Below are 15642 nucleotides of genomic sequence, written 5' to 3' on the forward strand. Positions count from 1 at the left end.
ATGAACAGCCCCGTCCAACCCGACACCGAAGCCCAGCGGCTTGCCGATTTGAACGCGCGTGAGAGCTGGATAAACACCAAGGAAAGCGAAATCGCCAGCCGTGAAACCGCCGTGGCTACACGTGAAAGGGATGCGACTGCAGAGCGTCAAGTCATCGAGCAAGACAAGGCCAAGCTGGCGCAGCGCGAGCAGGCCGTCACGCAGGCTGAGCAAAAGTGTGATGCAGGTTTTGCCGATGAACGAGCCGCGCTGAATGATGAGCTGCGTGAAAAGCGCGCCCAGGGCGAAAGAGCAATTGCCGAGATGCGAGAGAAAAACCTTTCAGCGTTGGAGGTTGAAATTTCCGAGCTGAAAGCAAAGCGACTGGGTGCGGTTGCCCATGCCGAAAACGCCGAACGGGAGCGCATTCGGACAGAAATCGCCCAAGAGCGCGATGCATGGACAAAACAACAGGGTGACGCTCGAAAGCAGTTGAATGCAGAGCGCACGGAATTTGAGAAACAAAAAGGCGCACTCTCCGCCTTGCAAAGCGAAGTCGAAGGAAGACAGGCAGAGCTTGAGACTTCAGAGCGGACACTCGAACGCAAAGAACAACGGCTGGAACAGCAGAACCAGAGGCGCAGCGAGCAACTGGACGATGAGGTTGAGAGGCGTGTTGAGGATCGCCGAAAATCGCTAGAGGCTGCTCTGCAATCTGCCAAAGAGGAAAACATTCGACTGCGCGAGGCGTTTAAAACTCAAGACGAACTTCTCGGCGCGTTCGAACAGTTAAAGTTGCAACTTGGTGGCAAAGACCCTGCTGAAATTCTGCGTGCGCTGAACAGCCAGGCTGACGAACTCAAACGCCTACGAGAGGAGCTTGCTACCCGACCTACTGAGGAAATGCGCGAGCGGTATCAAGCCCTTGAATCAGAAGCCAAAAATCAGAAAACACGGGCAGACCAGTTAGAACGGCAACTTTCCACCAATGAGGCTGCGGTCGCTGAAATTGGCGAGCTGCGCCGTCAAGGCTCGGAGCTCAACGCCGAAAACAAATCTCTGGCGCAAAGGGCATCCATCTTCGAGGGAGCAGCCAACGAAGCGCAAGCCGAACTCAAGCGTTTGCGTGCAGCTTATGAGCGCCCTGCTGAAGTTACCGCTCGCTACAAAGAAATTGAGATGCCGCACATCAGTGTGGATAAGGTCAAGCAGCCGGTGCAGCACGAGATCGATGAGCTAACTTGGCTCACTGGGATTGGTAATGCTTGCGATACATACGGACTACATTTCAATCCACGTATTTTGAAAGCTTTTCATACAGCTCTCAAAACAGCGGAATGGTCGCCGCTCACTGTCCTGGCAGGGGTTTCCGGAACCGGAAAATCCGAACTGCCGCGCCTCTACTCGCACTTTGGCGGAATTTATTTCGAGCCGCTGTCTGTCCAGCCTAATTGGGATTCGCAGGAATCCATGCTGGGCTTTTTCAATTCCATAGACAATAAATTCGATGCACAGCCGGTGCTGCGTTTTCTCGCGCAAAGTCAGATATCAGGCCGCGAACAATATGAACAGCGCATTAGACGTTGGCAGAGTATGTCGCCAGATCAGCAAATAGCACTTGACCCTGAGAAGGACAAAGAGCTGATTGAAGCGTTGAAACAAGCAGATTATCCAGGATTGCAGGACGCAGTGTGTCTTGTTCTGCTTGATGAGATGAATCTGGCACACCCTGAGCTTTATTTTGCAGAGTTTTTGAGCAAGCTAGAACTGCGGCGTGGCAGAAAGGGTGATGATGTTCCGTTCATACCGGTGAAAATTGGCGCCGGCATGGAACCCTATAAGCTTCCCCTCGGTCGTAATGTACTCTGGACAGGGACGATGAACCAGGACGAAACCACCAAGTCCCTTTCGGACAAGGTGCTTGACCGTTCCATCATCATCAACTTTCCGCGCCCGACGGAACTCAAACGCCGCCTGAAGCTTGCTCCACTTGATGACAAAAATCGAGGCCCGGCGCTACACAAAACGTCGTGGCAGAGTTGGCTAGCACAGGGCAGCAACTTCTCCGACGATCAAGTCAGCCCGTTCAAAAAATTCATTGAAGCAATCAATGCTTCTTTAGCGGTTACAGGCCGTGCCCTCGGTCACCGCGTTTGGCAATCCATTGAATACTACATGGCCAATTACCCGGATGTCCGTGCTGCACGCGATAAAGATGCGCTTGCCAGAGCTATGCATGTCGCCTTCGAGGATCAACTCGTGCAGAAGGTCATGCCCAAATTGCGGGGTATTGATACACGCGGCAAGAGCAAGACAGAGTGCCTGGACAGGATTCGTGGACAACTCGTTACAGGAATCGGCAGTAACTCATTCAATCTGACAGAGGATTTCGACCTTGCCTGTGATCTTGGCTATGGTCAGTTTATTTGGCAGTCGGCAAATTACCTAAACGTCGGTGACACGGAAACCAATGATAGATCCACGGCCAGTCGAGACTCGGACAATGCTGAATTGCCACACTCCCTTTTTATGAAAGATGAACCAGATTCAGACAAGCGTCATAAAATGTGGAACTTAAAGACACCAGAGCAACGAGATGAGCTGCGCGTGAAACTTGAAGAAAATGCCAGAGCAGGAAGGATTCACGCCAAGCAATGAGTATTACTCTAGAAAAAATCTATACCGACTTCCGTGCCAAAGAAAAACTTGCCAAAAAACTGCTTGAGCAAATGAATTGGTTTGGTTCAATCACGGATTTCGATCCTAAGACCGGCGCGGCTCTGCCGAAATCCTTGTCAGGGTTCCTCGCCAAAGTCGCACAGCCAGAAGCGAGTGAGATAACCCGTGACCGCCTTTGGCGCATAACGGAACACTGCCGCGCTTCTGTCGAGCGATTATTTCATTCTCTCAACGAAAGTCCTCGCCGCGAACACGCTCTACTGCCTGTTCATGCTGTGCGTGAACTGGATGCCAACAGTTTTATTAAGCTGAGTAATCGTCCGGGTCGTACCATTCGGGAAAAACTGGCAGGTAACCCCTACATACAGGCTGTGCGTCGTTTTCAATCCGTCGACCTGCCGGAAAATCGCTTGCTGAAAACCTTTGCCATTCGCCTTGCGGAAATGCTTGATTTACGCGGTGATTGTCTCGGTCAAGAGGATGAGCTTCTATCAAAAATCTACTTATGGTTGCGTTCTGATGAGGCGCAAGCCATCGGCAATTGGGAAAATCTGCCACCTAACAACACGCTACTAGCACACCGAGATTACCGTCACGTGTGGGATGCATGGCGCTGGCTGCAAACCCTCGATGAGGACATCACCAGCGACCTTTCTCAACTGGATGTCCGCGAGAAAACCATGCGCCTTTGGCAGCAATGCGCGCAAATGTGGCTTGATGGAAAGCATCTTTTTGCTGAGATACCGTTACTATTCGATTATGAAAAGTTTGAGATTCTTCCGTGGACTTCCAAGCCACCTTTGTTCAAGGAAGTGAAGTACAAGATGCCCCGGCATTTGCGACAAAGCGCGAGTGCCGAACCAATTTGTGTTGATATCACAGCCCTGCATCCCCGCTATGCCAGTGGTGACGGAAAAGGAGCGCAGTCGCTGGCGGCCCCCTTTCTTTGGCAGAGGTGGCAGCGCGAAAATGAAACCGTTGACATCGAACTCTTTGGTTCCGATGCCGTTTGGCTGAATCCCGATGCGACCACCATTTCTGCGCCAGATCTGTTTTTCGCCAAAGACAACGCCACTGAGCTTTTTGACCCCGCCGCCCGCGCGTTCACTACTCGGCTACGCGAAGAGTTCAAGAACGATACACTCATCTGGCTTGCGCCTGACTTTCTCAACGATTTCGAGCTTGAAGTCATCCGTCGCAACCTCAACGCGCGTTTCCCGAATGCCGAGCCGTTGCCGCGAAGTGTGGCGGCCGTGTTCGCTCAAGCTGACCCGGCCAAAATCACGGGCGAGGGTTACGCCATCATCGTCGTTGATTCCATTGGCGGCAAGACGACCGCCACCAAGCTCATCGCCAAGCGCGACAAAGACCTGGCGAAACGTCTTCCCATCACCAAAGGCTTTTATTGGGAGCGTTGCCCGCCGGTTGTTATCCCTGGCGAGGAAGCAGAAAGGCTAGGTGGCAGCGGCTACGACATCATCACGCTGGATGCCAACGGGCGGTGGCACGATGCGATCCGCCCGGCAAAGCCCCCATTCATTGAGGCAGCACACCTGAAGGGTATTCCAAACATCGGGAATTTCGCGTTCTGCATCAATTTGATGGAAAGCCCCGTTATGGGCGGAATCCATCTACATGCTTTACAACAACAGGTGGCTGATATTCCACTTTGGCGCGACCAGATTCCTGAGCTTTCAGTCAAAGTGATGAAGGATGGACATCAGCAACGATTCCACCTGGTTTTGCGCGGAACGACAGTCAAACCCATTCGGGGTAAACCCGTCACCATCCCGGTTGATGAATTCTTCACACTGCCCGCTGGCAGGCCGCATTACTCGTTTCCGCTCTATGTCGGCGATAAGGGTGACGACTTCGGTTTCTCTGCTCGTCTCGATTCATCCGCCTTCCCATTGGAAAACAAGGTTGACTGCGAGTTGAACCTGACCTTTGAATACGGCGCGGATGATCCCTATAAACTCGTCTTCACACCGCGCGACAAATCTTTCCCACCCATCCGCGCTACCTGGCGACGCACGGAAGAAATCACCGATGCCCCTGCGCCGGAATATCCGCAGCCAATGACTTGGGCGGAGTTGCAGCGGTTTCCGAAGCAAGACAGTAATAAAACCTCTGATCTGTTGGACTGGGTGGAAAGGGCAATTGAACAGCTTGACCGTGATTTTTACATCCGCCCCAAACAGAGGACGACTGGCACGGTAAACAGAAAGTGGCTGACCGACAAAATAGGCGGGCAGTTTACCTTTGCTACATGTAAATCCACCGATGAGTCTGTATTCATTCATCAGAACAGTTTTGTTCATGAACTGAGCTACGCCGACTTCACTGAGGGGACAGAAATTTCATTCGAGCTTCAGGAGCGCGATGGGAAATTCTCTGGCTGGAAAGTGGCAGGGCCGAGATACAAAGATGAAGTGCGTCTGAAAAACTTTGACGAAGAATCAGCAAAAAATCTGGTTGCCAGTATACGCAAGAGACTTTACTTTCCTGTCATTCAGGTTTGGCGCGATGGGCGCTCGACTGGAGACCGTGAATGTCCGAAAGGGTTTGCCGACGCAATAAAGGCCAGAGGAGAACACCTCGTTGCCCTGCTGAACGAGAGTGGCATTCCTGAGCAAGTAAAGAATGAAATTCGATTTCTAATGGCCTGTATGCACAAGGATGCGCCTGAAAATTGCGTTCAGTGGATAACCGGGCAGGTTGAGGGTCAGAAAATTCGTGACCTGCGAGCCGTCGGCTTCGCGCTTGGTGATGTTTCGCAGCAATGGCAGAAAGATTTGCTATCTCAGCTCGTTGCGAATCCGTCAAATGACGCGCTCAGTATTTTGGCCTATGCCATCTGGCGAGAGCAGCAGTTTGTTGAGAAATTCAGCCTCGCCAACTTGCAGTCCATTCTGAATGCTCTGAACATCATGCTCAACATCAAGCAATATCCGCCCCGGAAAGACGAGTGGACTGCTCGCAACTGGATTCGCGCCACGACAGAACCGCTTGAACTTCTGCTCGGCCTGCTTCGCACCCGTGCATCATCCACCCCCGAAATCAAGATTCTCCTTCAGCCGCATCAAAAAATCACCAAGGAATTGGCCAAGAAAATCGAGCGAGTGACAGAAATTGTCACACTGTCCAACATCAAGCTCTTCTCCCGTGTGAAAATCAACATCCAGAAACCCTCAGGCGACCGCACCCCCGATCTGCTCTACGCGCTGCGCCTGTACCTCACTGGTGACGATGGTGCGAACGCTATTCACATATCTAGTGTTTCTGATGGAAATACTGATGAGACCATTTAATTTTGATAGATGATTTTCATATCTTGATCTTCATAGGCCGGGAAATTTCATTGAAAATAGATATGGGTTATTTGGAGGCGTAAATTCGAAAACCATTTCTGGTTTGATAAGTAAATAGCCATGTAGCTTCCTCGATTTTCTGGCGCCTGTGACTTCGCAAGTCCAGATGTTCAGGCCACTTGGTTGCTTGCGATGCAATTGCAGTCGCTCGAAGCGCTTCTGCACCCACTGCCAATCCTGCAGGTTCTCCTGTTTGGCCAGTTTGCCTACCTGCGGGTGTTCCTGCGCATAGCGCTGGAACACGCCAGGGCTGACCAGGTAGGCGGTGTCGCTCACGGTATGCACCAGCGCTTTCGCATCGTTGATGATGAGCCGCCGCGTGGCGATGCCATGTTTCAGCCACGCCATGAAGTGCTCGCCGGATGGCTGTGTCGCCGAGGACGTGAAGGCCGGTGACGAAGGCGCAGCGGCGGCCAAGGGCGGCTGGGTCGCATCGGGGAGAGCTGCGGGTACTTCGTCCGGGGCGGTTTCCACATCCTGCTCGGTGGTTGACGAATCCCCCATTCCCACCATCGCCAGCATGTCCGCCATGACGTCGGGGCTGGCCTGGGCCTTGGGTGGAGAGGCCGAGACGATGCCACTACCTTCCGCTGGCGGAGCGTTTTGGTTCTCGGAGGCGGACGCTGCGCCGTCCGCAGAAAGCGTGGCCGCTGCCTCGGCAGCTTCGCCCGCCAGTGCCGCGTCGGTCGTCACCGTCCCGGCAAAGGGCGCTGGTCGCTCACCAGATTCCCAGATCAGCGCGGGTGCCAGCCGTAGCAACGTAAACAAGTGGGTCCAGCCGGTGGAACTGGTCACGGTAGCGCGCCAGATCGCTTTGCCGTCCGGCGTGGGCTGCAACATGCCGTGATCCTGCAGCACGTTGAACACGGCGGTGTTGTTTGCCGGGATACCGTCAACGCCCTGCGACAGCAGGTGCGCGCGCAGCTTGTCGGAAACTGTCTTGCTCACCAGCCAAAGCGCGCCATCGGTGAGCCAGCCATCGGAGGCTTCGGGCTGGTTCAGCTTCAGCTCCTCCTTGAGCAGGTAACGCAGCCCTTCCAGCAGCTTGCGTTGCAGCGCGTGCTTGGGCGCGGCCATGGCACGTGTGGGGTCGCCGCCCAGTTCCTGGGCCACGGAAGCACGGTCGGCCTGCACCACCAATTCGCCCAGCACGCCAGCGTGCTCGTACTGCCCGGCCAGGACGTAGAGCAGCGGTGCCCACAGCGACGGATAGCAGCTGAGCCAATCCAGGACTTCACGGTCAAGCAGTTGCCGGTAGAGCAAGCCTGTCGCGGCGCTGTGGAGCCGGTACTCGCGATCGTCACGGTAGCGGAAGCGGTATGGTTGACGCAGCGGGCCGTGCCACGGATGCCAGGTATTGCCGTCGGCTAGCTCGACGTGCAGATCGACAGCGATCTTGCCGACGTCGTGCAGTAGCGCGGCATAGGCAACTGCAGCGGTCCAGGCTTCCTCCTGCGCCGCTTGGTCCTCAGGACTGGCGCCAATGGGCAGCAGATGGGACTGCCGCAGCTTCAGGCTGTAGGCGACGATTTCGAGACCGTGGTCGAGCATGCCTCCCGGGTAGGCATGGTGATGCGCCTCGGAGGCCGGGAAGGCCTGGACCAGCTCGGCGTAGCGTTCCAGGGGCGTGCGGTACAGGGTGGCGAATTGCCTGCGCGAGAGCGAGGTTCGCTGCCAGATGTGTTCCAGCAGCTTCTGCCGGCGCGGTGTCGCCAGCAGCGATGCGGCCGATTCCGGTTGCAGCAGCCCTTTCGGGAGATCGGTGACGGGTGCTGGCGACGGAGCGGCAGCGACCGGAGGCCGTTTCCGCTGGAACAGAGAGAGCATGTGGGTGTCCTGGTGGCGGGCAAGCGGGCGGCCTTTTCGCCTTTTCGGGTAGGGCCTTTCCCCTTGCACCCCATTCCCTTGCCATTTCGGCCCTTTACAGCCTTTGGGTATAGGGCGACGGGTGCCGGCCGTCCACCTCCAATACGAGTTGCGGCAGGCCGGATTGATGCAGGAAGGCTGGCTGTTTACGCCTTACGATGGACCGATTCTTGGACTCGGGAGAACGCCGTGAGACCTCAGATTGACAAAGTAAGGGAATTTCCTTACCGTGCGGGTATCGCAATCAGGAGAGCCACCATGCCTGCCATTCACGAAGTTGCCACGCTGACCTCCAAAGGCCAGATCACGCTGCCCAAGTCCATCCGGCAGGCGCTGGGGGTGGATACGGGCGGCAAAGTTGCGTTCGACCTGCGCGGCGGCGAAGTCGTCGTGACCCGCGCTGATGCCGAGCACGAGGACCCTGCCATTGCCGCGTTTCTGACCCTGCTGGCCCGCGACATTGAAGCGGGCCGAAATGTGCGTGGCCTGCCCGAGGATCTGGCTCGCACCATGCTGGAGCACGCTGGGCACAAGGTGGACCTGGGCGATGATTTCGATGAGGACGTGGAGATCTGATGCAACAGCATGGCTGGTCACTGCTGTTCCACGACAACCTGATCGAGCAGATGATGAAGCTGCGCGCGGCCGTGCTGCGCGCCCAAGAGAACGACCCGGAAGGGTTCGGATCGAACGCCAACGTCAAGTTCTTCCGGGCCTTGGTCCAGTTGATGCAAGACGTGGTGCCGAGTGATCCGGCGCGCGACGAATACCGCCAGGGCAACACCATGGGATCGGCCTATCGCCACTGGCGGCGGGCCAAGCTCGGAAGGCGATACCGACTGTTCTTCCGCTACGACTCGAAGGCCAAAGTCATCGTGTACGCCTGGGTCAACGATGAGCAGACTCTGCGGTCTTCGGGAAGCAAATCAGACCCGTATGCCGTGTTCGAGAAGATGCTCGGGCGCGGGAACCCGCCGGACGAATGGAGCGCATTGGTACAGGCAAGCAAGCAGGATTGGAGCAAACTGGAGTAGCGATTTCACATGTAGCAGGTGACGACCATGAGCACGACGACCCGCATCAGCACCGCAGAACGCCTCGGCCGCAGCTTTGGCCGTGGGTGGCGCGCCTATGCGCGTGGCGAACGGCGGGCGTCGAACTGGTTGGTATCCAAGGGCGTGCCGATGGCAGGTGCCACCGTGCTGCTGTGGACGGTCAAGCTGGTTGTGCTGGGATTGCTGTTCTATGCAGTCTTCTGGATGGCGCTGCTACTGGTGTTCGTCATGGTGGTTGCCTGGATGGCGCGCAATGCCGACTTGAACGATGAACTGCCCGAACCAGAATGGCGAAACGGGCCTGCCGGATTCGGCCTGTACACCTACGATGGTTTTCGCATTGACCCTCATGTCCAGGACGATTAGCTGTGCTCACTTCTTCGGCACCGCGCTGATTGCGGTACTTCCTCCCTTTCCGCCAGCGGCCTTGGCATCTCCGGTAGCTCCAGCCAGGCCTTGTAAGACGTTACCGGCGCGAACGCCCGCCCAAGCCAGGGCCATGATCCAGAACGTAGGCAGCACAATAAACATCGTTCCCGTGACGAACATCAGGAGCATGTCGCCAAAGGCGTTGTTCAGCCCCACCAGCGGGTCGAAGTTGCTGTGTGGCCGGTTCCAGCCGAAGCCCCAGCCGTAGAGCGCATCGAGGATGGTGCTGTCGATCCAGCGCGCGAGCTGGAACCAGAAATCGACGAAGAATAGCGCGAACTGCACGACGCTCACGGTAACGACGGTCTTCAGGTCGTAGGTGCCCACGACCAGCACCAGCGGGATGCAGATGACCAGCGCCATCTTGAGCAAGGCGAGCACCATAGGCAGCGCCTGGCGCACCACGTCCATGGCGGGAAACGCGGCAATCGCGCCGAAAGCCATGCCGACGTCGCCCGTGGCCCGCGTTACGATGTTCGGCAGGGTCTTGTCGATCTGACCGCCGTAGTCCGTATAGACGCTGCCCTGGTTCAGTTTCTGCTGCCTCGGCGAGGCGATGGTGCGGATCACCGAGTCGTCCACATCGGCACGGGTCAGGAATCCGGCCCAGCCCGCCAGGCGATTCAGCAGGCTTGGGTTTACCTGCCCCAGCAGGCGTGCACGCAGGCCATTGCTGCCATCGGCCCACCACTGCCTGCAGGACGGATAGCCGCCACCGCTGGCCACCTGCGCAAGCCCAGCATCACGGTTGCTGTCGTAAGGCCAGTCATCGCGTGGTGTGCTGGAGCGGTAGGTGTCGTAGTAGCCGCCCGTGTCAGTGAAGAAGCGCGAGCCGATCCAGGTCACGTCGTGCATCTGCGCCTCATCGAGGTTCGGGCGCTGCATGAAGAGTTTGGCGCGCGCCGGTCCGTAGCAGTCGCGCGAGAAATCCGCCACTTCCTGAGCCAGCACCGGGTTGTCGATGCGGGTCGCGTCGATCTCCATGCGCATCTGCCGCAAGTCGGTGCCGCAGGGAATCGCCGCCACAGAGGCACCGGTCACTGCTCGCGAGAGTGTGTGCATAAAGGCCCACCAGACGGGCACCTTCGCCGACTGGTTGTTGATAGTGCTGAAGGACTGCGACCAGCCGGTATCGGTGGGCTGCGGCACGCTGACCTGGCATTGGGCCGAGCGCGAGCTGTCGTAGCGGATGGTGTTGAGATCCACGTCGATGAATGGGATGCCGGCGAACATCACCACCACGATGGCGACGAAGACCCGGTTCTCGATGCGCGCAGCCGAGAGCACGCCCTTGTTGCCTTCGTCGGCGCCTTCCGCGCGGGCCTTCAGCCACTCCTGCACGATGATGGCAATGAAAGGCAACGCGAATACACCGCTCGCCACCAGCACGGCCCAGATGCCGTTATGGACGATCCACGACACCAGCGTCAGGTAGTACTCCAAGTAGTCGGTGGTGAAAAGCGTCATGACCCCGATCTCCCCTCAAGCGGCCTGCAGCAACAGGCTGGCTTCCAGCGCCACAATGGCGGCGACGCCAGCGATCTCGCTGCGCAGCAGTCGCCGCCGCGCCTGCCTATCCGCCCCGCGTTGGGCCTCACGCGCCAGCAGCCGGCGACGCATCCAGACCCAGCCGTAGGCGGTTGCGCCATACAGGCACAGCCGCCACACCAGGAAGTAGCCCGCCGTGGCCGTCAGCCAGCGCTCCCAGTTGTCAATGCTGCCGACGAGAAAAATGCCGACGATGTTGGCGCCCACGGCAGCGGCGACGAGCACCACCGTCCACAGCAATGCCTTCGCCGCGCGCCGATTCAGCAGCCAGCGCGGGCGCAGCCAACTGGCGCGCGTCGGGTTCATGGGTTGCCTCCCGGATTGCCCTTCTGGAGCCGGTCAAGGCGGTCGGGAATGGGATCGCCTTCGTAGATGCCACGCGAGCCAGCCGCGCGCGTGCCGTGGCGCTGGATGATGGCCATGGGGGAGTTGTTCGCCAGCTCGCGGCGCAGCTCCAGCTCGGTCTTGAGGTTGCGGATTTCCTGGTCGAGCGTGTCGCTCTCGTGGTTCACGGCCTCGACCGCCAACTGGTTCGCCGCGACGTTGGGCTCCTTCTTGCCGGTCAGCAGGGTGCGCTGGAGCAGCAATGCCTTCTCCAGCACCGACGCCAGCGCGACCTCCGAGGCCAGGCGCCGCGCCAGCAGGTCTTGATCCGGCTCGTCGCGCAGCGCCTCGATGACGCCGCGTGTGATGGGCAGCGAGGTGCTGCCAGCCGCACGCAGGTTCTCGAAGGTGGTGTTGCGCGTTCCCGAGACCAGTTCCTGCAAGGCTTCCAGCTTTGCCTCGTACTCCTCCTGGATCAGCGGCGTCAGCCCGACGCCGGGCACCGTTTCGGTCTTGGTGCAGGCATCGCAAGTGCGCTGCACCTGTTCGCCGAGAACCCGTGTGGCCCATTCGGTCGCCTGCTGTGGCGAGGTCCAGGTCTGGCAAGACAGACTCGCGCAACTGGCGGCAGCGATGGACGATGTGTCGGTCACGCTGCGGCCGTTGACCAGGTTGTAGCCTGCGCGGGTGACGTCGCCGACCACGCGGATGGCCGACTGGCCTGCGCCGCCCGCATTGCTACCACCCACCCAAGGCACGCCGTCGTTGCCGCGGCGCGTCTCCGCCTGTTCAATTGCCGACACGGCATCCGTGCTCGACACCGCATCGCGCAGTGCCATGCCTTCGGCCATCTGGCTCCAGCCGAGTTGTCCGCCCGCCGTGTCAGCCATCTTCTCGGCCATGGCACGGCAGGTCAGCTTGGAGCGGTCGAAATCCAGGCGCGCCTGCAGCACGCCGTTGGTCAGCAGGTTGTACAGGCCGGGATCGGCGCGCTGGATGATCAGCGCAGGCAGCGATGCCACCGCGCTGGTGGCGCTCTGGATCACGTTGCTCATGATCTGCTGAAAGCCGTTGGTGACGCCGTTGAGCTGGTTGCGCAGCGTGGTCTGGATGCTCATGTCGCCGCAGATCAGGTTGCTGTTCCAGCCCACGCCAACGCCGATCGAGCGCATGCCGGCCGCGCGGCCCATGGACACCGCGCTGCCGCCGCCAATCGAATACATCACTTCGTCGCCGATCACGGAGCCGCCGGTCTGAAATCCGGCCTGCGCCCACGCCAGGCCGCCGCCAAGAACGAGTGCGCCAGCCAGCAGCCCAGCCAATACCGTGGGACGCAGCAGGCGGCACGCCTTGGTGGAGAGGTTTGTCAGTTCAGGACGCTTCATCGCCGTACCCTCATTGGAAATCGACGCTGCCGAGGAATACCTGGCCGCGACGTTCGCAGCACGCATAGGGCCGCCACAGCGCCCAGGCGTAATCGCCCTGCTGCGCCTGGGTCAGGAAGCCGCTGCGCGGGAACACCGTGCAGGACGAGGACAGGACGGGCGTGAGTTCCTGCCACTTGCCCGTCGAGGCATCGCCTTCCATCAGCGCGCCGGCAGGCCAGTAACCGGGCCGCGAGTTGGCGAGCAGCGGCTGATAGACGTGAATCTGCCCACGGCGCGTGACGACATCGCCGGCGCGCTGGGCCACCACGGCGCCGGCCTTGTGGTCGTCGGCCTGGTGCAGGAAGCCGCCGCGCGGATAGACGTTGCCCCACAGGTTCATCGTGGTGCGCGCGCCGACCTCGCGCCTGCCCGGAATTAGTGCCTCCGGGTAGGCCATCTCCGGCACGTTGTAGCGCCAGGCCAGTGTGTCCAGGGTGCTGAGCAGATACGGCATGAACGCCGTGCCCGCGCCCTCGCAGAAGTAGCCCGACGATGAGACGAACTGGTTGAACACCTCGACGCCGGGATGGCCGATGACGTCCGCGTTCTTGAACTTGGCGAGATTGTTTTCGTGGTCTTCGTTGGTGGTGCCGTCCCCGCCGGCCTGCGCGGATGGGTTGGGCGCGCTCATCGCCCGGACTTCGACCCAAGGGTTCTCGCCGGTGTTGCTGTAGCTGGAGACGACCGCATCGGGGATGTAGTGGCGGACCTTGATGGATGTGCGCACCGTGCAGCCCGTCCAGGTGCAGTAGAGCCAGTAGCAGATGCCGACGACGCGGTATTCGAGGCAGTCCGGCGATGCCACTGAGCCAACGATGGTTGCGGTGTTGAGGGCGTAGCTGCCCGTGGCGCTGAGCAGCAGCACTGAGACCACGCCAGCACGCAGGCGGCGCATCCGCTCGAAGGGTCGGGTCATGGCTGCGGCCTCCGGTGTTGCTCGATGCGCGCGACGGCACGGGCCACGTCCGGCTCGCCATAGACCACGTAACGCTGATCCACCACGACCGCCGGGATGCTGGTGACGCCCAGGCTCCATGCGTCGGCGACGCCCTGGTATGCGGAAGCAATGCGGCGCTGGAGGTCGGCACCGCCGTTGTTCAGACGGCGCTTGACGATGGCCGTGGCCTGCTCAGGATCGGCGGGCAGCTGTGCGGAAAGCTCGGCTTCGATGCGCGGGCCTTCATCCAACTCGATCAACCGCTCGCCACCCATGGTCTTGACCGGGTGGCGGCTGTCGGTGACGACCACCACATCGGCGGCGAAGGTGGCTGGGCTGAAAACGGCCAAGGATGCCGGCAGTGCAACGGCCAGGCCAAGGGTTCGCCAGCCGGATGCGAAGCGGAATAAAGATGCTGGCATGTCGCGTGCCCTGGAAGTTGATCAGAGCCATAGTCGAACGCGAACCCGCTGCCGCCCCAACAAACAATGCGCATCGCGGGCACCCCGCATACCTGTTCGGTGCTGCCGCATGGAAAAAAGCGGAGGCCGAAGCCCCCGCTGTGATCAGTGAACCACGGGCCTTCCTACAAAAGACCAGACTCGGCGAACGAGTACGGTGTGCCCTGACCAATCACGAAATGGTCAAGTACCCGCACGTCGATAAGCGCCAAGGCCGTCTTCAACTGCTCGGTCAGCAAGCGATCCGCATTGGATGGCTCGGTGGTGCCCGAGGGGTGCTGATGGGCGAAGATGACCGCAGCGGCGTTCAGTTGCAAAGCGCGTTGCAGCACGACACGCGGATAAACCGAGGTCGCATTGATCGTTCCATGGAACATCGGCTCCACGGCCAGCACGTCGTGCATGCTGTTCATGAACACGACGACGAATATCTCATTGGGCTCGGCGACCAGCTTCAAGCGAAGGTAGTCCCTGACCGCAGCGGGCCGTTCAAGACGTGGCCCTGCTTTGAAAACCCGTCGCTCCAGCAACACGATGGCTTGCTGGACGATCCAGTCCTCGTTCTGAACAGAAATATCGGAAAGCGACTCCAGGCAGGAGTCATTGATGACGACAGACATGGCGAACCTCCAGGCAGGGAAATCGGAGGGCGCACATGCCCCTGGAGGGCAGGCCCTCCAGGGAATGGAACAAGGTGCATCCATCACCGCAGCAGCGGTGATCGTTCGCGGCCAGGATGCGGGGCGAACGGGTAGCGGTCAGCGCAGCGTGCTGCGCCGTAGCCTCAATGACCGCGGGCTACCTGGGCATGTCGCCGACGACGTCGGCAGGCATTTCCGTAGTGGGTGAAACGACCGAATCCTCAGCTGCCAGCATGTCCATGGCCGACAGCAGTGCATCGCCTTCGATAGGCCCCTGCAGCAGGATCGCCTGGCTGGTCTGGCGATCGTGTAGTCGCAGGGATGGCGTCGCGGTCACGCCGCCCTTGGTGGCTTCCTCGGCCTGAGCGCGAATCAACGTTTCGGGCCGCTCGCTGGCCAAACACTGCTCGACGGCTGGGTTTAGGCCGGGATAGCGCAGGCCCTCGGGCAAGCCCAGGCCGTCACTGCGCGTGTGCGCATAGACCCATTCAATGGCCTGCCAAAAGGCCACATGCCCGCCACTTTCGGCGGCGCACTCGGCCAGGCGTGCCTCGGCAGAGGCGGCCGGTTCGTGCGCGGCCAGCGGCTGGTGCTGCCATTGCAGGGCTACGTCCGCGTTGGCGCCCACCCAGCGTTTGAGTTGCGGAAAGTACTCCCGGCAGAACGGACATTCGAGGTCGGCATAGAGCGTCAGCGTGAACCGGCCCTGCGCGTTGCCCATTTGCCAGGGCGGCCCGGCCACCTGCGCGGTACTGACCGGCGCGGGAGCCAACGACGCGGGTTCGCTGGGTGCGCGGGACACGAGCCAGATCAGCAGCAGCGCGATCAATCCAGCGGCCAAGAACCAGGGCCAGCGCTTGCGCGAGCGCCGATGGCGGAGCGCCTGGACTGGCATCGGAATGGAAGGATGTTTCGGTTTCACGGC

At 59.6% G+C, this 15642-nt stretch carries 13 protein-coding genes; 5 read left to right on the forward strand and 8 right to left on the reverse strand.

Going from position 1 to position 15642, the window contains the following annotated elements:
- A complete protein-coding gene (locus JMV15_RS02955) occupies positions 1-2637 on the forward strand; it encodes a chromosome segregation ATPase (RefSeq protein ID WP_008265595.1) in 2637 nt (878 codons plus the stop codon).
- On the forward strand, positions 2634-5969 hold the full coding sequence (locus JMV15_RS02960) for a cold shock domain-containing protein (RefSeq protein ID WP_201491261.1): 3336 nt from the start codon (positions 2634-2636) through the stop codon (positions 5967-5969). Before JMV15_RS02955 ends, JMV15_RS02960 begins: the two co-directional genes overlap by 4 nt.
- Positions 5970-5999: 30 nt before the next feature.
- Here the strand turns inward: JMV15_RS02960 and mobH are convergent, their stop codons facing one another.
- Positions 6000-7856, reverse strand: a complete 1857-nt coding sequence (mobH, locus tag JMV15_RS02965; RefSeq protein WP_008264901.1) for a MobH family relaxase — start codon at positions 7854-7856, stop codon at positions 6000-6002.
- A gap of 297 nt (positions 7857-8153) precedes the next feature.
- On the opposite strand from mobH, the gene JMV15_RS02970 reads away from it, so the two are divergent.
- From JMV15_RS02970 to JMV15_RS02980, 3 genes are read left to right on the forward strand one after another with little or no spacing between them, the layout of a single operon-like run.
- Positions 8154-8471 (forward strand): type II toxin-antitoxin system PrlF family antitoxin, encoded by a 318-nt coding sequence (locus JMV15_RS02970; RefSeq protein ID WP_008265574.1) that lies wholly within the window; start codon positions 8154-8156, stop codon positions 8469-8471.
- Positions 8471-8929, forward strand: a complete 459-nt coding sequence (locus JMV15_RS02975) for a type II toxin-antitoxin system YhaV family toxin (RefSeq protein ID WP_012205993.1) — start codon at positions 8471-8473, stop codon at positions 8927-8929. The genes JMV15_RS02970 and JMV15_RS02975 overlap by 1 nt, the downstream gene beginning before the upstream one ends.
- A gap of 27 nt (positions 8930-8956) precedes the next feature.
- Positions 8957-9316, forward strand: a complete 360-nt coding sequence (locus tag JMV15_RS02980; protein WP_008264713.1) for a DUF3742 family protein — start codon at positions 8957-8959, stop codon at positions 9314-9316.
- A gap of 6 nt (positions 9317-9322) precedes the next feature.
- Here JMV15_RS02980 and JMV15_RS02985 read toward each other — a convergent pair whose 3' ends face one another.
- From JMV15_RS02985 to JMV15_RS03015, 7 genes are all read right to left on the reverse strand, one after another.
- Positions 9323-10846, reverse strand: coding sequence for a conjugal transfer protein TraG N-terminal domain-containing protein (locus JMV15_RS02985; protein ID WP_008266205.1), 1524 nt, complete (start codon positions 10844-10846; stop codon positions 9323-9325).
- 15 nt (positions 10847-10861) lie between these two features.
- Positions 10862-11233, reverse strand: a complete 372-nt coding sequence (locus tag JMV15_RS02990) for a hypothetical protein (protein WP_008264618.1) — start codon at positions 11231-11233, stop codon at positions 10862-10864.
- Positions 11230-12636 carry an integrating conjugative element protein gene (locus JMV15_RS02995; RefSeq protein WP_008266424.1) on the reverse strand — a complete coding sequence of 469 codons (1407 nt, stop codon included), beginning with the start codon at positions 12634-12636 and terminating at the stop codon, positions 11230-11232. Before JMV15_RS02995 ends, JMV15_RS02990 begins: the two co-directional genes overlap by 4 nt.
- A 10-nt stretch (positions 12637-12646) precedes the next feature.
- Entirely contained in the window at positions 12647-13594 is a 948-nt protein-coding gene (locus JMV15_RS03000; protein ID WP_012205991.1) for a TIGR03756 family integrating conjugative element protein, read from the reverse strand.
- Positions 13591-14037, reverse strand: a complete 447-nt coding sequence (locus JMV15_RS03005) for a TIGR03757 family integrating conjugative element protein (RefSeq protein WP_008266034.1) — start codon at positions 14035-14037, stop codon at positions 13591-13593. Before JMV15_RS03005 ends, JMV15_RS03000 begins: the two co-directional genes overlap by 4 nt.
- A gap of 164 nt (positions 14038-14201) precedes the next feature.
- The gene (gene radC, locus JMV15_RS03010; protein WP_012205990.1) at positions 14202-14696 is read right to left on the reverse strand and encodes a RadC family protein; all 495 of its coding nucleotides are present in this window, start codon (positions 14694-14696) and stop codon (positions 14202-14204) included.
- A gap of 178 nt (positions 14697-14874) precedes the next feature.
- On the reverse strand, positions 14875-15639 hold the full coding sequence (locus tag JMV15_RS03015) for a DsbA family protein (protein ID WP_014596091.1): 765 nt from the start codon (positions 15637-15639) through the stop codon (positions 14875-14877).
- Positions 15640-15642 lie beyond the last annotated feature (3 nt).

The organism is Pseudomonas paracarnis (assembly GCF_904063055.1).
Classification (GTDB): Bacteria; Pseudomonadota; Gammaproteobacteria; order Pseudomonadales; family Pseudomonadaceae; genus Aquipseudomonas; species Aquipseudomonas paracarnis.